At 43.0% G+C, this 26,335-nt stretch carries 24 protein-coding genes; 20 read left to right on the top strand and 4 right to left on the bottom strand.

Features of this window, described 5'->3' with window-relative positions; all coding sequences use genetic code 11:
- The first annotated feature begins 12 nt into the window (after nt 1-12).
- From rhaI to JKM87_RS03350, 8 genes are all read left to right on the top strand, one after another.
- Nucleotides 13-1,233, top strand: a complete 1,221-nt coding sequence (gene rhaI / locus JKM87_RS03315; protein WP_202077822.1) for an L-rhamnose isomerase — start codon at nt 13-15, stop codon at nt 1,231-1,233.
- Nucleotides 1,230-2,720 carry a rhamnulokinase gene (gene rhaB, locus JKM87_RS03320; RefSeq protein WP_202077824.1) on the top strand — a complete coding sequence of 497 codons (1,491 nt, stop codon included), beginning with the start codon at nt 1,230-1,232 and terminating at the stop codon, nt 2,718-2,720. Before rhaI ends, rhaB begins: the two co-directional genes overlap by 4 nt.
- A gap of 15 nt (nt 2,721-2,735) precedes the next feature.
- Nucleotides 2,736-3,527, top strand: a complete 792-nt coding sequence (locus JKM87_RS03325; protein WP_202077826.1) for a DeoR/GlpR family DNA-binding transcription regulator — start codon at nt 2,736-2,738, stop codon at nt 3,525-3,527.
- A 108-nt stretch (nt 3,528-3,635) separates the two neighbouring features.
- The gene (locus JKM87_RS03330) at nt 3,636-4,376 is read left to right on the top strand and encodes a (Fe-S)-binding protein (protein WP_202077828.1); all 741 of its coding nucleotides are present in this window, start codon (nt 3,636-3,638) and stop codon (nt 4,374-4,376) included.
- On the top strand, nt 4,366-5,883 hold the full coding sequence (locus tag JKM87_RS03335) for a LutB/LldF family L-lactate oxidation iron-sulfur protein (protein WP_202077830.1): 1,518 nt from the start codon (nt 4,366-4,368) through the stop codon (nt 5,881-5,883). The genes JKM87_RS03330 and JKM87_RS03335 overlap by 11 nt, the downstream gene beginning before the upstream one ends.
- Entirely contained in the window at nt 5,876-6,619 is a 744-nt protein-coding gene (locus JKM87_RS03340) for a LutC/YkgG family protein (RefSeq protein ID WP_202077833.1), read from the top strand. Before JKM87_RS03335 ends, JKM87_RS03340 begins: the two co-directional genes overlap by 8 nt.
- Before the next feature lie 410 nt (nt 6,620-7,029).
- The gene (locus JKM87_RS03345; RefSeq protein ID WP_202077835.1) at nt 7,030-8,055 is read left to right on the top strand and encodes a DUF5050 domain-containing protein; all 1,026 of its coding nucleotides are present in this window, start codon (nt 7,030-7,032) and stop codon (nt 8,053-8,055) included.
- 198 nt (nt 8,056-8,253) lie between these two features.
- On the top strand, nt 8,254-8,814 hold the full coding sequence (locus tag JKM87_RS03350) for a DJ-1/PfpI family protein (protein ID WP_202077837.1): 561 nt from the start codon (nt 8,254-8,256) through the stop codon (nt 8,812-8,814).
- Nucleotides 8,815-8,927: 113 nt separating this feature from the next.
- On the opposite strand, the gene JKM87_RS03355 is transcribed toward JKM87_RS03350, so the two are convergent.
- Nucleotides 8,928-9,137 (bottom strand): hypothetical protein, encoded by a 210-nt coding sequence (locus JKM87_RS03355; RefSeq protein WP_202077839.1) that lies wholly within the window; start codon nt 9,135-9,137, stop codon nt 8,928-8,930.
- A gap of 387 nt (nt 9,138-9,524) precedes the next feature.
- Here JKM87_RS03355 and JKM87_RS03360 point away from each other — a divergent pair, with 387 nt between their 5' ends.
- The 6 genes from JKM87_RS03360 to JKM87_RS03385 all read left to right on the top strand — a co-directional run bounded on the left by JKM87_RS03360 (nt 9,525) and on the right by JKM87_RS03385 (nt 13,759).
- On the top strand, nt 9,525-9,884 hold the full coding sequence (locus tag JKM87_RS03360; RefSeq protein WP_202077842.1) for a hypothetical protein: 360 nt from the start codon (nt 9,525-9,527) through the stop codon (nt 9,882-9,884).
- A gap of 445 nt (nt 9,885-10,329) precedes the next feature.
- Nucleotides 10,330-10,887, top strand: a complete 558-nt coding sequence (locus JKM87_RS03365) for a hypothetical protein (protein WP_202077844.1) — start codon at nt 10,330-10,332, stop codon at nt 10,885-10,887.
- Nucleotides 10,888-10,916: 29 nt separating this feature from the next.
- Nucleotides 10,917-11,468: a hypothetical protein gene (locus JKM87_RS03370; RefSeq protein WP_202077845.1), complete on the top strand. Its 552-nt coding sequence runs from the start codon at nt 10,917-10,919 to the stop codon at nt 11,466-11,468.
- Between the two features lie 63 nt (nt 11,469-11,531).
- Complete coding sequence (locus JKM87_RS03375; RefSeq protein ID WP_202077847.1) at nt 11,532-12,098, top strand: hypothetical protein; 567 nt, start codon at nt 11,532-11,534, stop codon at nt 12,096-12,098.
- Between the two features lie 390 nt (nt 12,099-12,488).
- Nucleotides 12,489-13,031 carry a hypothetical protein gene (locus JKM87_RS03380; RefSeq protein WP_202077849.1) on the top strand — a complete coding sequence of 181 codons (543 nt, stop codon included), beginning with the start codon at nt 12,489-12,491 and terminating at the stop codon, nt 13,029-13,031.
- A gap of 176 nt (nt 13,032-13,207) precedes the next feature.
- Nucleotides 13,208-13,759, top strand: a complete 552-nt coding sequence (locus JKM87_RS03385) for a hypothetical protein (protein WP_202077851.1) — start codon at nt 13,208-13,210, stop codon at nt 13,757-13,759.
- A 116-nt stretch (nt 13,760-13,875) separates the two neighbouring features.
- On the opposite strand, the gene JKM87_RS03390 is transcribed toward JKM87_RS03385, so the two are convergent.
- On the bottom strand, nt 13,876-14,439 hold the full coding sequence (locus JKM87_RS03390) for a hypothetical protein (RefSeq protein WP_202077853.1): 564 nt from the start codon (nt 14,437-14,439) through the stop codon (nt 13,876-13,878).
- A 350-nt stretch (nt 14,440-14,789) separates the two neighbouring features.
- Here JKM87_RS03390 and JKM87_RS03395 point away from each other — a divergent pair, with 350 nt between their 5' ends.
- Together JKM87_RS03395 and JKM87_RS03400 are read left to right on the top strand one after the other, a co-directional pair.
- Nucleotides 14,790-15,461 (top strand): type 1 glutamine amidotransferase domain-containing protein, encoded by a 672-nt coding sequence (locus JKM87_RS03395; protein ID WP_202077855.1) that lies wholly within the window; start codon nt 14,790-14,792, stop codon nt 15,459-15,461.
- A gap of 154 nt (nt 15,462-15,615) precedes the next feature.
- Nucleotides 15,616-16,575, top strand: a complete 960-nt coding sequence (locus JKM87_RS03400; RefSeq protein WP_202077857.1) for a M15 family metallopeptidase — start codon at nt 15,616-15,618, stop codon at nt 16,573-16,575.
- A gap of 115 nt (nt 16,576-16,690) precedes the next feature.
- Here JKM87_RS03400 and JKM87_RS03405 read toward each other — a convergent pair whose 3' ends face one another.
- Nucleotides 16,691-19,738 (bottom strand): efflux RND transporter permease subunit, encoded by a 3,048-nt coding sequence (locus tag JKM87_RS03405; RefSeq protein ID WP_202077859.1) that lies wholly within the window; start codon nt 19,736-19,738, stop codon nt 16,691-16,693.
- Between the two features lie 241 nt (nt 19,739-19,979).
- Here JKM87_RS03405 and JKM87_RS03410 point away from each other — a divergent pair, with 241 nt between their 5' ends.
- The 4 genes from JKM87_RS03410 (at nt 19,980) to JKM87_RS03425 (ending at nt 24,253) form a co-directional block, all read left to right on the top strand.
- Entirely contained in the window at nt 19,980-20,651 is a 672-nt protein-coding gene (locus JKM87_RS03410; protein ID WP_202077861.1) for a response regulator transcription factor, read from the top strand.
- A complete protein-coding gene (locus JKM87_RS03415) occupies nt 20,652-22,049 on the top strand; it encodes a sensor histidine kinase (protein ID WP_202077862.1) in 1,398 nt (465 codons plus the stop codon).
- Between the two features lie 158 nt (nt 22,050-22,207).
- The gene (locus JKM87_RS03420) at nt 22,208-22,849 is read left to right on the top strand and encodes a TVP38/TMEM64 family protein (protein WP_236838525.1); all 642 of its coding nucleotides are present in this window, start codon (nt 22,208-22,210) and stop codon (nt 22,847-22,849) included.
- Between the two features lie 258 nt (nt 22,850-23,107).
- The gene (locus JKM87_RS03425) at nt 23,108-24,253 is read left to right on the top strand and encodes a pectate lyase family protein (protein WP_202077869.1); all 1,146 of its coding nucleotides are present in this window, start codon (nt 23,108-23,110) and stop codon (nt 24,251-24,253) included.
- 177 nt (nt 24,254-24,430) lie between these two features.
- Here JKM87_RS03425 and ade read toward each other — a convergent pair whose 3' ends face one another.
- Nucleotides 24,431-26,206, bottom strand: coding sequence for an adenine deaminase (ade, locus tag JKM87_RS03430; protein WP_202077871.1), 1,776 nt, complete (start codon nt 26,204-26,206; stop codon nt 24,431-24,433).
- Nucleotides 26,207-26,335: the final 129 nt, after the last annotated feature.

A 26,335-nucleotide genomic window follows, 5' to 3' on the forward strand; every position in this document is an offset into this window, starting at 1 on the left:
GGGTGGGTGGCATTGTTAGATCAACAATATGCTTTATTCGAGGCACAACAGAACCAAAGAGGCATAGATTTGGAAACGGTGAAAACAAAATTGAAAGCGCTAAAAATCGAAACCCCGTCTTGGGGCTACGGTGATTCGGGAACAAGGTTTAAGGTTTTCCAGCAAGAAGGGGTACCGAGAGACCCCTTCGAAAAATTCGAAGATGCAGCCCAAGTCCATCGGTTTACGGGGATTGCACCATCCGTGGCGGTGCATATCCCTTGGGACAAGGTGGAGGATTACAGTCAATTAAAGCGACATGCGGCAGACCTCGGCGTGTCCATCGGTGCGGTCAATCCCAATTTATTTCAGGATGACGATTACAAGTTCGGCAGTGTCACCAACGCCGATCCCCATATTCGTCGTAAGGCCACCGAGCATTTACTAGAATGTGTGGACATTGCTAGAGAAGTGGATTCTAAGCTCTTAAGCCTATGGTTTGCAGACGGTACGAACTATCCGGGGCAAGCGAACTTTCGTCACAGAAAGCACTGGATGCAAGAATGCCTGACGGACATGTACCAAGCGTTGGATGAAGACATGCGTATGCTGATTGAATATAAATTCTTTGAGCCGGCGTTCTACCATACAGACCTAGCCGATTGGGGTATGTCATACAATATGGCGCTTAAGCTAGGACCACAAGCGGAAGTCTTAGTGGATACCGGACATCACCCACAAGGGACGAATATTGAGCATATTGTGGCTTACTTATTGGATGAGAAACGCCTAGGGGGGTTTCATTTTAACAGTCGTAAGTACGCCGATGATGATCTGATCGTGGCGGCACATGATCCGTACGAAATTTTCTTAATTCTCTATCAAATTATTGAAGCAGAGAACGACGCTGATCCTGAAGTGGCTCAGACGGCACAGCATATCGCGTACATGCTCGATCAGTGTCATAACCTTGAACCGAAAATCCCCGCCATGATCCGTTCCATCCTTAACGTTCAAACCTTATACGCCAAAGCGTTACTCGTGAATCTAGATGAGGTCAGGGACGCTCAAGCGAAACAAGATGTTCTCGCAGCTGAACAAGCTGTACGCCAAGCGTTCGAGTTTGATGTGTTGCCCCTTTTACAAGTGGTTCGTGAAGAGATGGGCGTCCCCGTTGACCCTATGAAGGCGTATCAAGAGAGTGGTCATGCCAATGCCATACTGTCTCGTGGAAAAGGCGGTGCCAGCTGGTGAGTGTGCTAGCCTTTGATTTAGGTGCGAGCAGTGGACGTGCGTTAATCGGAGAGATTCAAGGCGACCAGCTGGTCATTGAAGAAATCCATCGCTTCTCTAATGACCCCGTGCAGGTGGGGAACCGCCTGCATTGGGACATTTTACGCCTGTATCACGAAATCAAGCAAGGCATAGTCAAAGCCAAATGGCGAGGTGAGGAGCTTGACAGTATCGCCATCGATTCTTGGGCGGTGGATTTTGGGTTACTTGATGCGAGTGGAGAGCTGCTGTGTAACCCCTATCACTACCGGGATCACCATACCAACGGCGTGATGGAGGAGGTCCACGCCCAACTCGGTAAGCAAAAGATTTTTGCTCAAACCGGCATTCAATTTTTACCGTTTAATACAATCTATCAGTTGGTGGCGATGAAAAACGCTCAGGCGTCCGTACTCTCGTCAGCGGATGCTTTGCTCATGATCCCCGACCTCTTACGCTACTTCCTGACGGGGGAACGAAAGTCCGAGTTCACGAATGCGACAACAACCCAACTCTTTAATCCGACGACCATGGATTGGGATGACGACCTCTTGAAAGCGCTTGATCTCCCTGTTCACCTCTTTGGTGAAGTGGTCCAGCCTGGCACCGTTGTGGGCACCTTACACGAAGCGGTGTGTCAAGAGCTGGATGTGCCTGCCACGCCCGTGATTGCAACCACGGAGCATGATACCGCCGCAGCTGTAGCTGGCGTCCCCGCTCATGATCAAGATTTTGCTTACCTCAGTTGTGGGACTTGGTCTCTGATGGGAACCGAAGTCGATACGCCCGTATTGAACGAGCAAGCCTTAGAATGGAATTTTACCAATGAAGGGGGCGTTGGCGATACGTACCGCCTACTGAAAAACATCATGGGGCTGTGGATTGTCCAAGAATGTAAACGCGCATGGGAAAAAGAAGGGGCCAAGCTCAGTTACACTGAACTCATGGAGCAGGCCAAAGGGGCTCCGGCATTTCAAGCCTTTATCGACCCAGATGATTTACAGTTCTTAAACCCGTCTCACATGCCAAAGCAAATAGAGCAGTACTGCCAGCAAACGAATCAGCAGACACCACAAACGAAAGGTCATATGATTCGCATTGTGTTAGAAAGTCTCGCACTGAAATACCGTTTCGTGCTCGAAAGAACGGAACAATTGTCCCATAAGCATTTTTCAGGGCTACATGTCGTCGGCGGCGGTATTAACAACACGTTGTTATGCCAGTTCACGGCAAACGCCATTGCCAGACCTGTTTGGGCGGGACCGACAGAAGCGAGCGGCATAGGGAATGTGGTGGTGCAATACATCGCCCTTGGTAAGCTAAAGGATATCCACGAGGCTAGAGCACTCATTCGCCGTTCCATCCCCATCCAGACCTATGAACCACGAGAAACAGCCACTTGGCATCAGGCTTACGAGACATTTTGTGATATGATAAAAGTAAAATATACTATGTCCGATTATGGTTAGAAAGAAGGGTCGAACATGCTTGTTGCAGAACGTTATGAAAAAATCGTACAACTCGTCGATGAAAAAGGCAGTATCCGTGTTTCCGAATTAAGTGAGATTTTTGGCGTCACCGAGGAGACCGTACGTCGGGATCTCGACAACCTTGAAAAAGAGGGCAGATTACGCCGTAGTCATGGTGGCGCTGTTTCCGTAAAGGATAAGCAGTCTGAGATTCCTTACTTTGAACGCGAGATTAAAAACGTGGATGAAAAACAAAAAATTGCCCAAGAAGCGGTTCATCATATTCAAGAAAATGACCGTATTATCCTTGATGCCAGTTCTACAGCATGGTATATGGCCAAGGCACTGCCTGACATTCCACTGACCGTCCTGACCAACTCGATCAAGGTGGCCATGGAATTGAGTCACAAGGCTAAGATTGAAGTCATTTCAACGGGCGGGAGCTTGAGTAAAAAATCTCTATCTTATATTGGCCCTTTAGCCGAACGGTCCTTAGACCTCTACCACGTTGATAAAACCTTCGTGTCGTGCCAAGGCGTTCATATCGAGAGAGGGATTAGTGAATCCAATGAGCTCCAAGCACGCTTAAAGCAGAAAATGATTGAATTGGCTGATCAAGTGATTCTTCTAGCCGACTATAGTAAGTTCGGTGTACAGTCCTTCACTCAAGTCACGGACTGGACTCATATCGATACGCTGATCACAGACGCTAGAACCAAGCAAGAGGATCTGCAAGCGTTAGAAGAGTTAAGGGTACAGACACAGCGTTTAAAGGGATCGTCAGAAGACTCGTCAGTCAGTTCATAATCTGTCAGCAGTCATATCATAGTCTATCAGATATCAGTCATGTCATCGTTCGTCAGATAATAGAAAAAGAAATAAGGCATATGGAAGAGAAGAGGAGGGTGAGCATGAATGAAAGTGTCTCTATTTATCACTTGCCTCTCGGATAGTATTTATCCGCGAGTGGGAGAAGCCATCGTACGTCTATTAGCCCGTTACGGTGTTAAAGTGGACTTTCCAAACGTACAAACGTGCTGTGGCCAGCCTGCGTTCAACAGCGGCTATTGGCATGAAGCACGGCACTCAGCTAAGACCATCCTAGACGCGTTTGATGATAGCGACTTTGTTCTTTCTCCTTCCGGGTCGTGTACGGGCATGGTCCAACATTATTATCCTAAGCTATTTGAAAACGACCCGGTTTATCTGGAGAAAGCGAACCGCCTGGTGAGCAAGACGTATGAGTTTTCTCAGTTTATGGTGCAGGTCTTAGGCGTTGAAGATGTGGGGGCGACCTATCCACACAAGGTCACTTATCATCCTTCTTGTCATGGTAGTCGCTTGTTAGGCGTTAAGGAAGAGCCGCTCACGCTCATACAGCGCGTGAACAGCCTTGAATTGCTCCCCTTACCTTTTGCTGAGGATTGTTGCGGTTTTGGCGGCACGTTCGCCGTAAAGATGTCAGATATCTCAGGGGCGATGGTCGCTGAGAAGGTCGATCATATTCTAGAAACGGAAGCTGAAGTGCTCGTCGGTCTCGATATGGGCTGCTTGATGAATATATCAGGTCATCTTCATTATCGGGGACAACCGATCAAAGTGATGCACTTAGCTGAACTGCTCTATGAGGGGGTGAAGGAAGCGTATGGCACCTAAGGGAGAGACGGTAAAAGACCGAGCGCAAGTGGCACTGAATGACGAGTTTTTAAGAAATGCCGTTAAATTCACGACTGAGAAATTACGCAAAGGTAAAAAGTCAGCGTCAGAAGAACACGGGAACTGGGAGGCGTGGCGTGAACGCGGACGTCAAATCCGTCTCCATACGATTGCACACTTAGATTACTATCTCAATCAGTTTGTCGAGCATGCGCGCGCTCAGGGCGTTCATGTCCATTTCGCAGAAACGGGTCAAGAGGCAGCCGACATCACGATGAAGATTGCGGAGCACAAACAAGCGGAAACAGTTGTCAAGTCAAAATCAATGGTTTCCGAAGAAATCCATATCAATGAGGCGTTCGAAAAGGAAGGGATAGCATCAGTTGAGACGGATTTAGGAGAATATATTATCCAATTGGCTCACGAAGCACCGTCCCATATTATCATCCCTGCTATACATAAGAACCGGTATCAGGTCGCTGAACTGTTATCGAAGGAGGCAGGAGAAGAATTGCCACCTGAAACAACGGCCCTGGCCGGTTTTGCTCGCAAAAAACTGCGTGAAAAATTCCTAGAAGCGGATATCGGGATGACGGGGTGTAATTTTGCTATAGCCGAGAGTGGGTCCATGATCCTCTTTGAAAATGAAGGGAATGCGAGAATGGTGAGCACGGTACCGAAAACCCAGATCACGTTAATGGGAATGGAGCGTATTATTCCCACATGGGATGACCTAGAAGTGATGGCCACGCTCCTCCCTCGATCGGCCACAGGACAAAAGCTGACTGTGTACATGTCAGGGATCACGGGTCCCAAACGTGCTCAAGATGGCGACGGCCCAGAAGAGATGCATGTCATTATACTAGACAACGGAAGATCCCATCAATTAGGCGATCCAGAATTTCAAGAATTATTAAACTGTATTCGTTGTGGGGCCTGTCTGAATGCTTGTCCTGTGTATCGCCATATCGGCGGTCATTCCTACGGTAGTACCTATAGTGGCCCTATCGGAGCCGTACTGACGCCTGCCCTCAATCAAAATGTAGCCGAGTGGGACGACATTGCTAATGCGTCTAGCTTGTGTGGCGCTTGTTATGAAGCTTGTCCCGTAAAAATACCGCTCCATGATATGTTAGTGTACTTACGTCGTAGAAAAGCGGAAGCCGGTCATACCCCCTTGTCAGAACGAGCAGGATTCAAAGGCTATCAGTATGTCATGGGCAACCATAAACGGTTCAGCCGCGCATTAAAGGCTGGTAGGGTAGGGCAAAAGACGGTGCTCAAAGATGGTCGGAGCAAGTTGAACCTTGGGCCGCTCAAAGCGTGGACCGCCTATAGGCATGCCCCGTCTATACATCAACAGTCTTTCCGTGAGTCGTGGGCATCACTGGACTTAGATGTCCAAGAGGAGTTAAGAGAGATGGACCCAGATATCCAAGCGAGGATGGATAAAGTGAAAGCGGCACAAGAGCAAAAGCATGGGAAAGGAGAGACCTCCCATGAGTAAAGATCCTTTTTATCAAGATTTAGCGTCACGTTCACAACAGAAACAAGAAACGTTCATGCAGCATATTGCCCAGCGCTTAGGTCGGCCAAAAGTAACGGAAGCACCGGCACACCCGTACCAAGGCGCACCCGATTTCTGGCAAACGCATGAGTTAGATCTGGAGGAACGTTTAACCCTTTTGACAGACAATTGGCAACAGGTAGGCGGACACGCCCAACGGTGTCCAGACCTCTCAACAGCGCAATCCTATATCGTTCAAACGGCGCAGGAGATGAAAGCCAAACACATCATTCGTCACCAGCACCCAACTCTCAATGATCTTGGTTTAGAGGATGCTCTCCTTGACTGTGACTGGACGGTTTGGAACGGTCAAGAAGCGGAGAGAGGACATTTACTATCCAAGGCGGCGGGGGCAGATGTGGGGGTTGTGGTCGCCGATTACGCTGTCGCAACAACAGGCTCAGTGGTCCTCATGTCAGATCCATTTAAAGGGCGTTCCGTCAGTCTACTTCCGACGGCGTTAATGATACTGATCCCAGCGAGCGTGGTCAAAACTCGCTTAGGAGAAGTGATGACAGACATTAGCCAGTACCATCCGGAGACGATGCCAGCTGGGATTCATTTTATCTCAGGGCCTAGTCGTTCAGCGGATATAGAGAATGACCTGACGATTGGGGTTCACGGCCCCGGTGTCGTTCATGCACTGGTGGTAGAAGATATATCATTCGACGTATAGACTAAGGTGTGTTGTCCAGTACTGTTCAGTACGGGCGACGCACCTTTTGCTTATGAACCAATCCCTGCCTTTATGAAGGCCTTCTTTCCCTCATGATATCAAAAAAGGGAAGGGGTAGGAGCGGCCGTAAGCACGTCCCAACATCGTATTAAAACGGGTAATAACTTCTATTTGTTGGCATCATAGAGGACGGCGCTTGCGATCTTTTCCAACATTTGACGCAGAACCTGCAACTTTTAGGCTTATTTTACGTTTTATAAGAAGAGCCGTTACATAAGAAGAGCGTATCAACTGATATGGTAAAATGATGACTTTTGTCGCCTGTTATTTGCACACTTTGCCCGTTATAATAGGAGGGACCAGGAAAACGGTTATCATGGCAGTTAGCGTTTCTATAGGAGGAGAAAAACATGAACCATAAATATGTCTTTATCATCGTTGGCATCCTATTTTTCATAGCGGGATGTTCAGGGGAAGTAGTTGAGTTAGAAACACCTTATCAGTTAGGGACCGACCCTATTAATGCTTCACAATTTGGGTTTGTGGCCCAGGACGACGAGTGGCTTTACTACATTAATGGAGATGAACAGAGTCAGATTTCTAGAACAGATGGCCAAACAGTGCAAACGTACAATAACACTTACGGGCGAGGTATTAATGTCACCGACGATTACCTGTATTTCACCTCTCATAGCTCTAGTCCGAGTGGTCAAACAGGCTTGTATAGAATTCCAAAAGAAGATCCTAATGGCGAAATAGACACCATTCACGAGACACATACCAATGATGCTGTGATCGTTAACGATTATATTTTTTATACGTTATACTCATCGGAGGATCAAGCGCAAAACGGACTTTTCCGATCTGATCTTGATGGTCAAAATCAGCAGCAGCTTGTAGAAGGTCCTGTGAACGCCATGCAGTTTTTTAACGGGCAGTTATATTATGCCATACCTAGTGGCGGGCAGTTATTGAGGACCTCACCTGACGGGCATGATGTTACCCCTATTAAGACGGAGGAAGGCTTGGACATTTCCACGACCCAATTCATCGTGACAGAGCGTTGGATATACTTTGAGAATGAAGATTCGAATTTTGACAGCTTTTATGCCATGGACCATGATTGTGACCAGTGTAACATCTATAGAATGAGTATAGACGGCTCAACAGTGGAGCCGCTGGCGAGTGGCAGCCTACATACGTTTGATCAAAGAGAGGCATTCCTCTATTATTCTTCGTCGGGTGAACGTCAGCACTTAATGAGTCGACATGTAGATAGTGATGAGGTCACGGAGATTTATAACGGAGAAGAGGAATGGCACTGGGTGAATGCCATTGGGGATCAGTTATTTTTCATACATTGGAACCCGGAAAAGACTACAAGATTATACGAACTAGATAGGGACAGTGGTGAGATTGAGAGCTTTGAACCATAAGACCTAATAAGACTTAACAGAGGTAGGCCCTGTGACACGTGAGTCAGCTCAACAATTGACAAGACCGGTCGTGTAACAAGGCCTATCGTGTCCTATTATGAACCTGGTGTGAGTAGACCGAAGTTTAATCGCTCGCTATGACCGGCATATCATGAAACTTATGATCTAAACGGGTGTTTATGGAAGGAGGAAAATAGAATGGATGTTGCCATCGTCGCCTTTGATGACTTCACCGATATTGATGTTTTTTTACCGTGGGATTTATTGAACCGCGTCAATCAGTCTGAATGGGAGGTACACATATACGGAACAAAAGACTTTCATCGTTCGGTCACGGGCCTTACCATCCCCGTCCATCGGAAGATTGAGCAGTTAACCTATGCTGATGCGGTATTGTTTGCTAGTGGGCCTGGCACGAGGGCACTGTACAAGGATGAAGCCTATCTTAGAAGAATAAAATTAGAACCTAGCACCCAACTGATAGGGTCCATGTGTTCAGGAGCCCTGATCTTAGGTGCCCTCGGCCTGCTGGATGGAAAAACAGCGACAACGTATCCATCGGCAAAGAAGGCGTTACAAAAGTTTGGTGTGCAAGTCGTCGAACACCCTATTGTTGTTGAGGATCGTATTGCAACGGCCGCAGGGTGCCTAGCGGCTCAGGACCTCGTGGGTTGGATGATCCAGACGCTTCTGAACGATAAGGTGAAAGACGCCGTGTTACGATCAATCCAGCCTGTGGGGCAGGGCCTCAAATTTTAGATCATGGTCAGATCAGGTCATGGTCGTGGTCGTGGTTATCTTAACTGGAAAGGTACTCTGTTACTATGTTCACTGTACGATACATAAAATAACTTCTCTTATATCACGCTTACTCACTGGTTTTTCAGAACTTCCTCAGTAACCACAAAGAAGGTTCCTATAATAAAGATAAAAATAGCGCCTGTCATCATGCCGATCGATATAGGGACTAACGTGCTATGAGTCCCAAAGAGACCGAATAAAAAGGTGAAAATCCCACATATCAGCACAATCAGACTCACGTATTTCACAGCCTTAAGTATACGATGGTTCGTGTTTCCCATGACGCTCACACTCCCTTCACTGCTATTATCTATTCTATTCACAAAATTGTCAAAATGTTTTTGGCTTTTAGTCATTTTTGTCCTTATATATCTATTGCTATTAAAAACAACCTATGACCCTATGAGAGTCCTCTACCGACTAGAACGGTGAAAAAATTGAGTAAAGGAAGCCCGGATATAGATTAAGAATTGGAGGGAAAGTGTAAGGGCGTTTGTACCGAGGCATTTATACTAAGAATTCATCAATGGACCGGATCCTGAGCGATGCATTTACCACAACGGAAGCGGCTGGCATTGCCTGTGTGGTAGCGTTTATCGATGGCATGCGTATTACATCAATGCAAATTTATCTATTGCCAGTGAAATTGATCGGAGGTGTACTTGTAAATGAAGAGAAAAACAGTATTCATAGCGATTCTAAGTATATTCTTGGTAATACTATTCTTACCGCTCTTGGAGTCGAAAAGCACATATACCAGCACAGTAACATCAGGGGTCGTAATAGATAAAAGTTACAACAAGGATGGATATTTAACAGTATTTAGAATGCTTTCTGAAACTAAGGATAGTGATTATACAGATGTCACACTAAAGGTAAAAGAAGAAATGGTGTGGAACTTAATTGAGGTAGGAGAAAGCTATTTTGTAAATTTCGAAAAGAAAAATGAGGATATCCCGTACCTGATTCAAATCGAAAAAAACCCTGATTTTAAAGATAAATATCGGGATCGCCTAACAGATAATTAAATAGGTTGGAGTTTGCTCTATTAAACTCTCCTATTTGTTGTGTCCAAATTCTAACATCTATGCAAATTTATCTATAGCCAGTGAAATTGAAAATTTTAAAAAATAGGTATAAACGACCAGGCTAAAATTAGTCAAAAGCATCAGACAGACAGATTTATATTAAGCCGAAATGTATGTATAAAAACATATGTGTAATTTTGAGGATTAGAAAATGTGTACAAGTCCATTTTACTCTAGAGGATTTTTCAAAGTCGGTACAAAATTTTGAAGTATTCACGATGTCAGATTGCAGTCCACGACAGATATTCCAGGTGACGCGTAAAATTGATAACCCTGATGAACCTCTTGTAAGCTTTAACATATCCATAGATGAGTTTATTCAAGAGGTGAATAACTCCAGAAATAAATTAAGATAAAACCACATGTTTAGAATGGAGGGAAACGGATGTTTTTTGTAACCGTTGACGAGAAAGTAAAGGATGCAGGACCAAGAGACCTCATAATGGAGATTCCTGAACTAGGTACCAAAATCATAGGTACAACAGCCGATTTAGTATTACCTTATGAAGATTTTGATTATCAAGACGAAAATGAAGACTACTTACCCGAAAGAAAATTTTCCGTGGCCATCGTACTTAACTTCTGGAAACACACTGTTAGAAAAATGAAAGACAACGAAACTCGTTACTTACCATTATTATTTGAGGAAGAGGGAATGGGGTGCTTTAAGGTCATTAAAGAAAAAAATGAACTAAGGTTGGCGTTTGGTTTCACCTCTAATTTTGCAGGTGATGGATTAAATATTGATCGTGATTCTCTTGAGCACTTTTCAAAATCAGTTCATAGTTTTGAAGTATTCACAATGTCGGTTTTCAGCAGTCCACGACGGATATTCCAGGTGACGCGTAAAATTGATAACCCTGATGAACCTCTTGTAAGCTTTAACATATCCATAGATGAGTTTATTCAAGATGTGAATAACTCCAGAAATAAATTAAGATAAAACCACATGTTTAGAATGGAGGGAAACGGATGTTTTTTGTAACCGTCGACGAGAAAGTAAAGCGCCCAGGGCCAGATGACCTCATAATGGAGATTCCTAAACTGGGTACCAAAATCATAGGATACACAGCAGATTTAGTTGAACGATATAAAGATTTTGATTATCAAGACGAAGATGAAGACTACTTACCCGAAAGAAAATATTCCGTGGCCATCGTACTTAACTTCTGGAAACACACCGTAAGAAAAATTAAAGACAACGAAACTCGTTACTTACCATTATTATTTGAGGAAGAGGGAATGGGGGGCTTTAAGGTCATTAAAGAAAAAAATGAACTAAGGTTGGTGTTTGGTTTCACCGATGATTTTGCGGGTGATGGGTTAAATATTGATCGTGATTCTCTTGAGGATTTTTCAAAGTCGGTACAAAATTTTGAAGTATTCACGATGTCGGCTTGCAGTCCACGGATATTCCAGGTGACGCGTAAAATTGTTAATCCTGATGAACCAGTTGTAAGCTTTAACATAACCATAGATGAGTTTATTCAAGATGTGAATAACTCCAGAAAAAAATTAAGATAAAACCAGACGTTTAGAATGGAGGGAACTCGAAAAATATAAAAAAGACTAGGAGGATCTTGATTAATGAAATTATCATATGAATTAAACGGAACGGGATGGGCAGATGTTAAGATTGAGCTTAATGATAAAAGTTTCGATATGAGACCAAGCTATTTAGGCGAACCTTTATATGACTTAGTTGAAGCTGTATTTGCACTCTCAAGCTATTTCAACCCTTCCCATCGTAATGTTAAGACCTTAAAATTTTCTTGGGATGAAGAGCCTTCACTTTGCCTTTGGAAATTAAAAAAGATAAATGACGACACTGTATACATAGAAATTAAGTACGATGTCGACGGCATAGGTGATGATACTGAGACAGTCATTCAAGGAGAATGCTCGATAAGAGAGTTTAGTGAACAGCTAATCCGTTCTATGGATGCTATGATAAAGGAACATGGCATCCTTGGTTACCTAGAGACTTGGGCGGGAAGGGACTTTCCTTTCACCTCTTATCTAATAATGAAGGAATACCTTTTAGAGGAAACGGTTGAAAGGCGAGAGTTATCAAAAGGAAAGAAGCCAAAAATGGCCTATAGTTCCTTAAAAGAAGAATTTGACTTCGTTTTTCGTCATTTGAAAGCCAGATAATGGTAATATTTGGTGAATCATACATTCCAAAACCAAAGCTTCCTCAACCAAGCTACCCGAGCGATGCATTTACCACAACGGAAGAGGCTGGCATTGCCTGTGTGGTAGCGTTTATCGATGGAATGCGTTTCACATCAATGCATATTTATCTATAGCCAGTAAAATTGAAAATTTTAAAAAAATAGGTATAAACCACCAGGCTAAAATTAGTCAAAAGCATTAGACAGATTTATATTAAGCCGAAATGTATGTATAAAAACATATGTGTAATTTTGAGGATTTGAAAATGTGTACAAGTCCATTCTACAACATTAAGTCTTATTAACTATTACTGATATGTTAATACACAAATAAACAGATTGATTCATAATCCCTTTCAGAGGTTGAATAATGTTTTATATTTACCTAGACGAAAACAAACGAGAACCTTTCTTAGACTTAATTATGGATATACCCACTCTGAAAATGAGAGTTGTTACAGATACTTTCTATTTGGTCGAGTCATTTATGAGATATAGGGACTTTTCAAATTTTCATTTGGATGAACGAAAAAAAGGAATTTCACTTTTACTTGATTTTTGGGAGTGCACTGTAAATGATATAAATGAAAATGAAACAAGACACCTTCCCTTTGCATTTGAGGATGATGGAATTGGCTGCTTTAAGATGACGAGAGTAAACGAACAATTATCATTAGAGTACGGTATTTCAGATTCTCCTTATAATGGGTTGTTTTTATCAGTGATTGACTCTGAAAAGTTAATGTATTTCTCGACAAATAAGATTTATTATGTACCTGCAACATTTGAAGAGCCATACGGAGCAATAGTAGAAAAAAAGTCAGAATCTAATAAGAACCCTATTTTAAAATTTAATATTACTGTCCAAGAAATGCTACAAAATATATATAAATCTAATAGTGAATTTAAATAGTATTTTAGTTATGTGGCTTGCAGTCCACGACAGATATTCCAGGTGACGCGTAAAAGCGATAATCCTGATGAACCTGTTGTAAGCTTTAACATATCCATAGATGAGTTTATTCAAGATGTGAATAACTCTAGAAATAAATTAAGATAAAACCAGACGTTTAGAATGGAGGGAAACGGATGTTTTTTGTAACCGTTGACGAGAAAGTAAAGGATGCAGGACCAGATGACCTCATAATGGAGATTCCTAAACTAGGTACTAAAATTGTTTGTCCTACATATTTTTTAGTATTACCATATGAAGATTTTGATTATCAAGACGAAGATGAAGACTACTTGCCCGAAAGAAAATATTCCGTGGCCATCGTACTTAATTTCTGGAAACACACCGTAAGAAAAATGAAAGACAACGAAACTCGTTACTTACCATTATTATTTCATGAAGTGGGAATGGGCTGCTTTAAGGTCATCAAAGAAAAAAATGAACTAAGGATGGCGTTTGGTTTCACCGATGATTTTGCAGGTGATGGGTTAAATATTGATCGTGATTCTCTTGAGGATTTTTCAAAGTCGGTTCAAAGTATTGATGTACTTACGATGTCGGCTTGCAGTCCACGGATATTCCAGGTGACGCGTAAAAGCGATAACCCTGATGAACCTGTTGTAAGCTTTAACATATCCATAGATGAGTGTATTCAAGATGTGAATAATTCCAGAAATAAATTAAGATAAAACCACATGTTTAAAATGGAGGGAACTAAAAAACAACTCAAGGTGACTGGCGACCTAATTGTACACACTTGATGAACCTTATAATTCCCCGATCCTTCCCTAAAGGATATTTAGTGTTACTTTCCAAGGTCTTCACACGACCCGTCGTCTTTGAGGATTTCTTTTAATAACTTAAATTCTGTTGTTAGATCACTTTTGAAAGATTTGTCCTCTTCAGCTAAAGGAAAGGCTGACATATGCTTCTGAGAGTATTTTAATTTAAGATATGATTCTATGGGAAAACCATAACCATACCACATTTCACTAAATCCCAAAATGCCATATTCCTCTAAAATTTGCTCAGCAGATGCTAAAATATCTTCTAGAAATGCTTGATATGAGCACTCTGTTTTTAACTTGATCTTATGATCGTGATTTATTGTAACTAGTAGTCTGTCACCTTCTATTAAACGAAAGCCCCATTCTGTTTCTTCAGGCTCACCATCCCATCGGAAAGTGGCTGAATTATTCTCAGGTGAGTATTTCCCGTCAGGATATAACGGGTTAACTCTTAGTAATGCAAACAGAATATCCCCTAAAGCATTCGTTACATCTCCAGCATAGAACGTATATCTATCCTCTCCGATTTTTATCATGCATTCTGCACTTCCAACCCCTAATAATCTATACACTACTTTCACCAAAAATCACGCTCCAAGAATAGTAATTGTTATTTATTTCGTCTTAATTGATAGGTTTCTGGTCGGACTTCTATAATATAATGAAAGAATGGAGTAAGTCCCATACAAAGGAACAGATCTTTAAAGGTTCATAAATGGCTTTGACGTTCAATAATTCCTGTTTCTTCCCGTCCAGAAAGGATCATCGAATTCATAAACAACGTCTTCATAGAAATGAAAAGTTTAAAGGGATGTATAAACATAAGCAAAATAGTTGATGATTAACGTAGGTCTATCGTATCATGCCCTAGGGAAGTCACTCGCAGCTTCTCAAGCATATATACTGACGACAACTAGAGGAGGAAGATAGCATGTCTGACTCAAAACGCATACTTATGGTGGTTACTAACCATACAACAATCTCAGATGACCACAAAACAGGACTGTGGCTAGAAGAATTTGCAGTTCCTTACAACGTATTTAAGGATAAAGGATACGACATTAAGGTAACCAGCATTGATGGGGGCAAAGTAGCATTAGACCCTAACAGCATCCCTGAAGAAAAAAATGAAGCGTGGGCAGAAGCAGAGGCGGAGTTAGAAAAGACGGTAAAACTCAGCAAAGATGATGCCACAGGCTTTGACGGCGTTTTCCTACCTGGAGGTCACGGTACCATGTTTGACTTCCCAGATAGCGAAGTGTTGCAACATGTCTTACAAACTTTTGCTGAGAAGGACAAAGTGATCGGCTCTGTCTGTCACGGACCGAGTGGTCTCGTAAATGTCACGTATAAAGATGGAACGCCGCTCGTTAAAGGGAAAAAAGTGAGTGCATTCACTGATGAAGAAGAGCGTGACATGGAACTTGATGCCGCAATGCCATTCTTACTTGAAACGACTTTACGCGAAAAAGGCGCAGTGTTTGTTTCAGGTGAGAAATGGACGGATTTCTCCGTGCGTGACGGTAACTTAGTCACTGGGCAAAATCCAATGTCTAGCCAAAGTACCACTGAGAAAATGGTGGAAGCCATCGAAAACGCTTAATGTAAGTATCTAGCAAGATGAACCATACAGACCACCGGCACCCTTCATTTTTGAAGGGTGCTTTTTTCTTTTTTAGGGATAAAATCATATATACACTCATTTATTGATCATGATATCATGAGGCTGGACACGGGATTTTAGGAGGAGAAACTTCATGAAACGCAGACTGACGATTGTCTTATTATTGAGTGCCGTTATCATCTTATTAGGTGGTTGTGGCGTTGAAGAGCTGCTGTCCCAAACTGAAGATGAATCAGAACACGAGTCAGAATTAGGATCAGGGTCAGAATCGGAGCCTGAATCAGAGTCAGAGTCGGGGTCAGAGTCAGGGACAGAGAAAGAAATTGAATCAGCAACTGGAACAGAAGCCGAACAAACACCATCCACACCGGAGGATGACCAATCGGAATCTACCTCAACACCTTCTGATGACGGAAGTCCTCATGAGGATGAGAACGACGCACCGAACGAAGCCGACCCGTCTTCAAGAGATCAGCGGGGTTCAGAAGATAATCAGGTGGAGGTTGTAACGGATTCAGATAGTGTCGCTGTGCTCGTCAATAAGGCGTACGCATTACCGCAAGATTATACCCCTACAGATTTGGTTTATCCTGATGTCCCGTTCATATTTGAGGAAAAAATCGAGAAGCGAAAAATGCGTGAAGAAGCGGCGAGAGCTTTAGAAAGGTTATTTTCCGCAGCAGAGCAAGATCAAATCTACCTTTTAGGTGTGTCTGCTTATCGGTCTTATGAAACACAGGAAGCGCTATTTAATGCTTATGTTGAAGAAGATGGATATGAAGTGGCACGCCAATACAGTGCCTTACCGGGGCAAAGTGAACACCAAACAGGGCTGGCCATTGATGTGACAGGTCAGGATCAAACGTGTGTGGTCGAAGATTGTTTCGCAAATACCATTGAAGCCCAATGGTTAGCAGAGCATGCAGCGGAATATGGCTTTATTATACGTTATTTAGAAGGCAAAGAGTCCATCACAGGCTACAAATATGAACCATGGCATCTCCGGTATGTAGGAGAAGACATGGCAAAGAAAATGGTCTCTCTCGGCGTAACAATGGAAGAATATATGGATGCGGTTCCGGTGTCTCAATAGACCTTCGGTGTCTCAATAGACTTTAAATCTACACAAATGTCATGAAGGTGTGATAAAAGCCAAAAACTTTTATCACACCTTTTTAGTGTTGATGTTTCATGCACACGATCGATGACTAATGGTTTAAACGTCTAGTCACTTGACCAAAGAAACTGTAGATCACCGGTATGAAGATGAGTGTTAAGAATGTGGCGCTGACTAAGCCACCGATGACAGTAATGGCCATGGGTTGTTGGATTTCGGCGCCTTCTCCCATGCCCATTGCTAACGGGATGAGCCCTAAAATCGTCGTTAATGACGTCATCAGGATGGGACGTGCACGATCCTTTACGCCTTCAACAATAGCCGTATCACTCGGCAAACCTGCCTGTTTCTTTTTATTAATATAATCGACTAACACGATGGCGTTATTGACCACAATACCTGCTAACACAATGAGGCCAATAAAAGCCATCACACTGAGTGGGGTGAACGTTACCGTTAATCCGATCGTCACACCGATGATGACGAGCGGAACACTAAACATGATCACAAACGGGTATCTAAAGGATTCAAACTGTGCCGCAAGGACCAAGTAAACAAAGATTAAGGCCAACCCTAAGGCTAGGGCTAGGTCTTGCATGGCTTCTTCCATTAAGTCCTGATCTCCTGTATAGACGACAGAGGTTTCACTTGGCATGTCGATATCTGCGATGGTATTTTGAACGAGCTGTGACATATCGCCTAGATGATACTGACTGTCGTATTGAAGATTAAATTGGACAGCTGCCTCTTGATTGATACGATTGATCGTGACAGGCCCTTCACCCTCAACGACATCAACTACGTCACTCAGGGTGATATAGGTACCTGATGGTGTTCTGAGTAACAGGTCCTCAACAGCTTCGATCGTGGAAACGTATGCTGCATCGTAACGGACGTGGACGTCGTACACATCACCTTGATCCTCTACGATTTGAGTGGCAAAAGCTCCATTCATTTTTTCGTTTAGCATCTGGGCAATCTGAGCTGGTACAAAACCAAAATCGCGTGCCGCGTCTTCATCTACATGGAACTGTACTTCTGTTGCCGTGTCCGTCAAATCGTTTGATACCTCAACGATAGGCTCCAAATCTTCTAAGGTTGCCATGATCTCAGCAGCTACTTTTTCTAGTCTAGCTGAATTGGAATCTAAAACGTTAAAGGTAAGGGTGTGAGCCTCCCCTCCCATCATCGCTTGCTGTTGTATTGATATCTCGGCTTCGGGTGCGGCACCAGCTACATCACTTCGAATGTCATCGGCAAATGCTGCCGTTGACATGTTTCTTTCCGTTAAAGGGGCCATGGTGATATAGATAGAAGCCTCGTGTGTACTGCTACCTCCTAATACCGAGCCTTCGGTCCCACTGGAACCGACGGTACTAACATAGTGTAGGATGGCGTTTTGTCCGTCTAAAACATCCTCAATTCTTTCTACGGATGCAAGTGTCTCCTCTAATGGCGTGCCGTGCTCTAGTGTGACATCGATTTGAAAGAACCCTTCATCCGTTTCCGGTATAAATTCTGTTCCTACCTGTGATACACCTACTGCACCTGCAATAAGTAATAGCGCAGTGATACCCAACACACTCAGGCGGTGTTTCAAAGCCCATGTGATCGTGGCGCTCATCGCTCGGATTAGGGGACTTCGTTGTCTTCTTTCTTCCACATTGACTTTCGGTGCTTTTAATATTCGGCTAGCGATCATCGGTACAACGGTTAAAGCTACCGCTAATGAGGCGAGCAAACTAAAGGAAACGGTCAGGGCAAACGCCATAAAGATATCGCCGATGATACCTGAGATGAAGACAACAGGTAAAAAGACAGAAATGGTCGTTAAGGTTGATGCTGTAATCGCACCACCGACTTCCTTCGTCCCTTCCAAGGCTGCCTGCTTTGGATCTTTTTGCATAGAGAGATGACGGTGGATGTTCTCAATGACCACGATGGCATTGTCAACGAGCATCCCAATGCCTAAAGCCAGTCCGCCCAAAGTCATGATATTCAACGATAAGTTCGTAAAATAGAGTAAAACGAAGGTCACAATAACCGAGAACGGTATGGCTATCCCTACTATAAAGGGCGTTTTCATACTGCGTAGAAAACCAAATAGCACGAGGATGGCAAATAAGCCGCCGAGCATTAAGGCTGTGGAGACGCTTGAGATAGCCTCTTGGACGTATTCTCCCTGATCAAATAATACGGCCACGTCCAAGTCACTGTACTTCTCTTGACTAAGTAGCGCGTCTAGCCGTTCATTAAAAGCACGAGAGACCTGGGCGAGATTCGCATCCGATTGCTGTTGCACACTCATCATGATAGACGGTTCTTGATTCGTTCTCGTTATCGTGTCTGTTTGTTCAGGTAATCGCTCAACTGTAGCGATATCAGCTACGGTGATCTGATCACCCGTTTGTGGATCAATTGTAACAACCGTATGCTCGATGGACTCAACACTCGTCATTTCAAATAGCACGCGAGTGGTGTATTGCAGGTCTCCACTCTGAACCATGCCACCAGGAGATGTCACATTATGTGTCTGGAGCACAGAGACAACATCCGAGTGGTCTAATCCGTATGTTTCCAAGGCATGTTGATCTAACGAGACGACGATCTCATCAGTGGTTTGCCCCGTAATATCTATTGAAGCGATCCCTTCCATGTTGAGTAGTTCTGACTCAAGATCGTTCACTATTTCATGAAAATTTTCCTCCTCAGAAGCTAACGTTAACTGAATGACAGGCAATTGGGAGGGATCAAACTTTAAAAAGCTTGGTGACCCCGCTTCCGAAGGGAGGGGAACCTGATTCATGCGATTAATGATATCATTTTCCACATCTTCAATGGCAGTGTCCCATGAAAATTCTAAAATGGTCATAGAAGCGCCTTCCATTGAGACGGTACTGATGTTGTTTAAACCTGGAACCGTCGCTAAGCTTCCCTCTAACGGGCGAGATACTTTATCTAGAACCTCTTGTGGGCCTGCTTGAGGATAGCTTGTCACCACTGCCCCGACGGGGGGTTCAATATCCGGCATGAGCTTTAAAGGGATATTCGTCAGAGAGATAGTCCCTAATAGAAGAAATAAGATCATGGTCACCATCGTAAAAACAGGTCTTTTGATGGCATGCTTCGTTATGTTCACTCGACTGGACCTCCTTAAAGACAGCTAGACATATCGACGCAGTTGGATGAATCTAGCTGAATTCATTTCTATGTACATGACAAAAAGTACCATAGGAATATGAACTCAATATGAACTGGTGAAAGGTTTTTTTCCGTATGTCATGTTCAGTTCACATTTTTCTAGTAAAATAATGATCTAGTGAATAAAAAGCTAGTGAATCTTCATATCTTCTGTACCTTTTAAAGGAGGGGGAGCCTTTATGCACGCTCATATCCTAGTTGTCGATGATGACATACATATACGTAAATTAATCAGATTATATCTTGAAAATAGCCAGTTTACCGTGATTGAAGCCGCAGATGGACGCGAAGCAATGGAGATGCTCTGGGAGCAGCATGTCGATCTCGCTATCGTGGATGTGATGATGCCCCATATAGATGGTATTACTTTAACGGAAGATATCCGTTCGTATCTAGATATACCGATTCTCATGGTGACCGCAAAAGGGGAGTCACAGGATAAAGTCAAAGGATTCAAAGCAGGAACGGATGATTATCTCGTCAAGCCGTTTGACCCTGTCGAACTGATTCTCAGAGTGAAAGCCCTGCTTAAACGTTACAATGTGGTATCTGAAAAGGTTGTCAAGGTCGGTCCTGTCGCCGTTGATTTGGATCGACTGATGGTTCACTCTTCCCATGAATCTGTGAGTCTGAAGAAAAAGGAATGCGAACTATTATTCGTACTTGCCAATTCACCAGGGAAAATCTACACCCGGGCACAATTAATAGAAAAAATCTGGGGCTATAATTATGAAGGAGACGAAAGAACGGTCGATGTCCATATCAAGCGGCTGAGAGAGCAACTGAGCGTTTTTTCGCCGTTAACGATTACAACCGTAAGGGGCTTAGGGTATCGTTTGGAGGATATTTAAATGATCAAAAGAAGCTTGTACCTACGCATCGTCGCCACTTTTATCGGTGTTGTGATTATCAGTCTGATCATCTCCTACATCATGACATCGTTATCCTTTAAACAGGAGGCCATGTTCGAAGAGGAAGTCATTAAAGCGGCCAATGGTGTGGCCGATTTCGTTCGTCTAACGGAGCCAGAACGATTACCAGCACTGTTCGAGACGTTGGAAACGTTTAACTTTGAAATCCTACTCTTAGATGAGGAGGGGACGCCTTACACACAGACAACGGCCTCATTTCAGGTTCATAAAGATACGAGAGAAGAAGTGATCCAGGCGAGCGACCCTGCACCTCAAATCATTCACCATTTTGAAGATGAAGCGACGAGGTTGGTCGGTCTACCCATCAATGTAGCAGGTGAAGATTTAGGGTTATTCATGCTTATCAGCTATGAGGACGAGGTCAGGACATTCAAACGCGTGACCGTATTTGCCCTGTTTTTAGTGCTATTTATAGGGAGTGTTTTGATAGTCCTCGCTTCACGCCACTTGGTCAACCCCATAAAGAAAGTCACGCGTGCGGCTAAGAAAATGGCCACCGGGGATTTCAATGTGCGCTTAAAAAGTAAGAACAATGATGAAATTGGAGATTTAATGACAAGCTTCAATCATATGGCGACTGAGCTAGGAAAAATTGATAAAATGAGGGATGACTTTGTCAGCAATGTATCGCATGAAATACAGTCGCCTCTGACCTCGATAAAGGGATTTACAAAAGCGTTAAAGGATGATCTGATCCCCAAAGACCATCAAAAAGAATACTTAGACATACTGTATCAAGAATCAGATCGCCTCTCTAGATTAGGAGAGAACATATTACGTTTAGCCTCACTAGACTCAGAACATCATCCTTATCATCCAGTAAAGTATAGACTTGATGAACAAATACGGAGAACAGTACTAGCGACCGAACCCCAGTGGAAAGCCAAAAATCTACAGATCCAACTGGATTTAGCTTCGACGGACATTGTGGCTGACCGGGATTTGATGGACCAGGTGTGGTTCAATTTAATAGCCAATGCGATAAAGTATGCTGACGACGGAGGACACATCCATGTCGTATTAAAAAATAGAAATGAAACGATCGTTGCTAGTGTGGAGGATGACGGAAAAGGCATCCCACAAGAGGCGCTTCCACATCTTTTTGAACGTTTCTATAAAGTGGATAAAGCACGAAGCAGTGGTATCAAAGGGAACGGTCTTGGACTGTCGATTGTGCAAAAAATTGTGTCGTTACATGCTGGTCGTATTGTTGTAGATAGTGAAGAGGGAAGAGGCACGACGTTTACGGTCTGCATGCCGAATAAGGAAGAACGGAATACAGCAGACGGAAAGACGGACGGAAAAGCCGACCGTTAAATCCACTTCTACATGCGGTCATCTGTCGAAAAACTTGTATAACTTCACACGGCTCAAAGATTATGTTTTACTATTAATGGTAAATAAAATAAAATGTTCTTAAAGTCTATGGTAGAATCGTGACATCATTGTGTTATTGGGAGAAGGAGATGACCGTTTTGAAAGCTGTTCTGATAGGGTTCATCATTGTTTTAATCATGATTGTCGTCACTTATCAACAAGAATGGGTGACTCTGTTTAAAAATGGAGATTGGGATACTTTGCGACTGATGATGGGGGACGAGTGGAGGAGTGTGTTAATGATCACTATGGGTTTCATGCTGTTGCAAAATGTGATCTCTCTTATACCGTTTTTGTTATTGACGATGTTTAATATTTGGTTTTTCGGATTTCTATACGGCTATATGTGGAGTCTTGCTGGCAATATCCTAGGCTCCGTACTGGTTTTTTATTTGGCTAGATACGGACTGCATAAATGGGCTCAAAAATACAACCATTTATCAATTAAACAAAAGATAGAGAAACGAGGGTTTATGTCTGTCTTTGTATCTCGTATTATTCCTTTTATTCCCTCCAGTGTGATTAATATTGTAAGTGGTATGAGTAACATCAAGGCAAAACATTATTTACTTGCGACACTGTTCGGTCACATGATATTTGTATTTATTCTCTCTTTATTTTCAATTGGCGTTATTTCTATAGAACATCAATATGCAATCTATCTTCTACTGACTGCCTTAATTGTCGGTATAATTGCCATGAGTTTAAAAAAACGGCGGATGGCCAATGAGTCTCTTTAGCATCCGCACTTATCTCATTCCTAAGATTATAAAATTTTTAGATTATAAATTGATCATTTAGTATCATAGAACCATTTTGCATAACAATTTCCATAATTAAACATATTTTACTTATTTTTATGGTAATATTTATATGGATATCCATATCCACCACGTTAAGATCGTTATATAAACAGAGGAGGTGAACAGATCGTTTTTTCTTCACAACCATGACATCGCTCACACAAATAACAATTTTGAGGAGAAAGGATAAGATTAATGAGAAAATTCGTCAGCTTACTGCTTATCTTTAGTTTGTTTCTCACGTTATTTGTCTATTTACCTTCGCTTACATCTCGAGCGGCCACCCTTGATACGCAGCTTGACCACCAGGATGAAACGGTTCAACAGGGTGACCAGATGAACACCAAGCCATCAATAAATGCAGACGCACCGATTGGATTTGCTAGCATGAACGGAGGAACCACAGGTGGTGAAGGGGGGAGAGAGGAATACGTTAGCACGGGAGCTGAATTGCAACAAATCATCAATGAACGAAGCCGTAGTGCCCATCCTCACGAGCCATTAACGATCTATGTTCAAGGGACGATCACACAATCCAACTCTTCTAAATCTAGCATTGAATTGAAGCACCCAAGTGGAAAAGCAAATGAGATTCGTAATGTGTCTATAATTGGTGTTGGAACGCAAGGTGAGTTTGATGGGATAGGTTTACGACTGATTAATGCCCACAATATTATCGTTCGTAATCTGTCCATTCATCATGTCAGTGCTGGAGAAGGAACAGCGATTGAAGTCACGGAGAACAGTTCAAACGTATGGATAGATCATAACGATCTATACAGTCAGCTTGATGGGAATGATGACCGAGACTACTATGATGGACTTGTGGATATCAAGCGAGGGACAGAATATGTCACCGTTTCATGGAACAAGATTCATGACCATTGGAAAACGGCCCTAATCGGTCATACCGACGACGAATCATTAGCAGCGGATAAGGTGACGTACCACCATAATCACTGGTATAATATCAACTCACGCGGGCCACTCATCAGATTTGCTGATGTGCATATCTTTAATAACTACTATGAGGATGTTCATGATACAGCGATCAACAGTCGAATGGGGGCCAGGGTTTATGTTGAAAATAATTACTTTGAAAACGTTGGGGATGGTGGCACCGATGGGACCACTGGACACGTGAAAGGCCCAGTAGGTTGGTATTACGGAAGTTCTGAGACCGGATACTGGCATCTCAGTGGTAATATTTACGTCAACACCCCATCCGACCATCTACAGTCTACAACGAATTACGTCCCGCCTTATTCTTACACGCCGAATACTGCGGAGGAAGCTAAATCACTGGTGCAGCAATATGCTGGTGTAGGTGTGATTAATTAGATAGTCATGATGCAAACGAACTGAATATGGTTATACAAAAATTGAATGATTGCAATATAAAAAGGAGGTCAACAGATTTAGTTGTGGCCTCCTTTTTTGTATCTTCTCTTATTTCTCAGAACCTCTACTCACACGCATTTACGTCAAACGTTTAGCTCATCACTCACTTATCTTCTTTCACTCGTTAACCTCTACGTCTATATGTTTAAAGTTTATAACATCAAATAGACCCTTGTCCGTTATTTTGAGATCAGGTATGACAGGTAAGGCTAAGAAAGAAAGGGTGAGAAAAGGGTTAAACTCCATGGATGCGCCTATATATCTGAGTCCTGCTTTAAGCTCCTTTAACGTGTAGTGCACTTGTTCAACGCTGTCACCAGAGATTAAACCCGCGATAGGAAGGGCTAGGGAAGCCACTACTTTTTCATTTTCGACAATGACTAATCCGCCTCCCATGTCTTTTATCGCCTTTACAGCGTATAACATGTCTTGATCGTTCGTCCCTGCCGTAATGATATTATGTGAATCATGCGCGATGGTTGTTGCGATAGCGCCTTTTTTGATACCTAGTCCTTTGACTATCCCCAAGCCTACGTTACCCGTTTGATGATGTCTTTCAATAACGGCCAGTTTAAGTTGGTCTCGCTCCACAGAAGATTGAAATAACCCTTGGTCTACTTGAACGTCCTCTACAAGGTGTTCCGTGACTAAACGATTAGGGACGATACCAATGATGTGAGCTGAGTGGCTAGACGCCATGTGAATGTTTAGTTGTTCTGTGGTCATGTCAGCTACACGTATACGATGCTTTAAAGTAGGAGGGGGCTGGACATTATTTTCTTGCTGTGCGATATATTTCCCCTTTTCGGCGACCCGTTTACCTGCGGAAAAAACCTGTTCTATTTCAACTTGTCTGAGATCACTGAGTATCAAAAGATCTGCATCATAGCCAGGTGCAATCGCGCCTTTCTGATCCAATCCGTAACATTCCGCCGCACTTAGGGATGCCATTTGTATAGCGTTAATAGGGTCTACGCCGTGCTGTATAGCTAGCTTAACATTATGGTTAATACTGCCCTCCGCAACAAGATCATCGATATGTTTGTCATCCGTCCCAAACAGACAGCGCCGAGCATTCTTGTCTGTGATCACATCAATAAGTTGGGGGAGATCCTTGGCAACAGAACCTTGTCTGATGATGAGATACATCCCCCTTTGCAACCGATCCTTGGCTTCTTGTACTGATATGGACTCATGATCTGTTCTAATCCCTGCTGTCATGTATACATTAATAGCATCTGGGCCTAAACCAGCCGCATGGCCATCTACTTTGACATTTTTTATGTACGCATCATACAGCTTTTGGACCATAGTCTCCTCGTTGTGATTGACAGATGGATAGTCCATGACTTCTCCTAGACCCAATACTCGTGGATGCTGATAAAACGGGGCAATGTCCTCTGCTTTTAGTACGGCCCCTGCATTTTGAAAACGAGTAGCAGGTACACAAGAAGGCACCATCATGTACACATTAAGGGCGAGGTTTTCCGAACTGTCTAACATATATTGAATACCTTCTGCTCCCGCTACATTCGCAATTTCATGAGGATCAGCAATGATGGTTGTCACCCCATGAGGCAGCACAACTTTAGCAAACGTTTGTGGTGTGACCATGGAAGATTCGATGTGAACGTGGCTATCTATAAATGAAGGCGCAATATATTTCCCCTGTGCATTAATGATGTGTTCCCCGTCATACTGTCCTATGCCAACGATACTCCCATCTTGGATGGCGACGTCGGCTTCTATCAACTCCTGATTAAATACATCGACAATTTGTCCATTTTTAATCACGGTTTCGGCTTTTCTTCGTTTAGCTGCCACATCAATTTTACGTTTCATTGTTTCTTGCGATTGTTTGTGTTTGTTCTGCTCATATGGGTTATCATACATATAAATACTCCTTCTTTAGTTTAGCATGAGTCAATGCTCATCATTGGTTTTATATTTTAATTTCAAAATCATAACTCAGATAAAAGTGAACGTCAAACAGTGGCACTCTCTTTTTATCATTATGACACG

Origin of the sequence: Caldalkalibacillus salinus (genome assembly GCF_016745835.1) — a bacterium.
GTDB classification, from domain to species: domain Bacteria; phylum Bacillota; class Bacilli; order Caldalkalibacillales; family JCM-10596; genus Caldalkalibacillus_A; species Caldalkalibacillus_A salinus.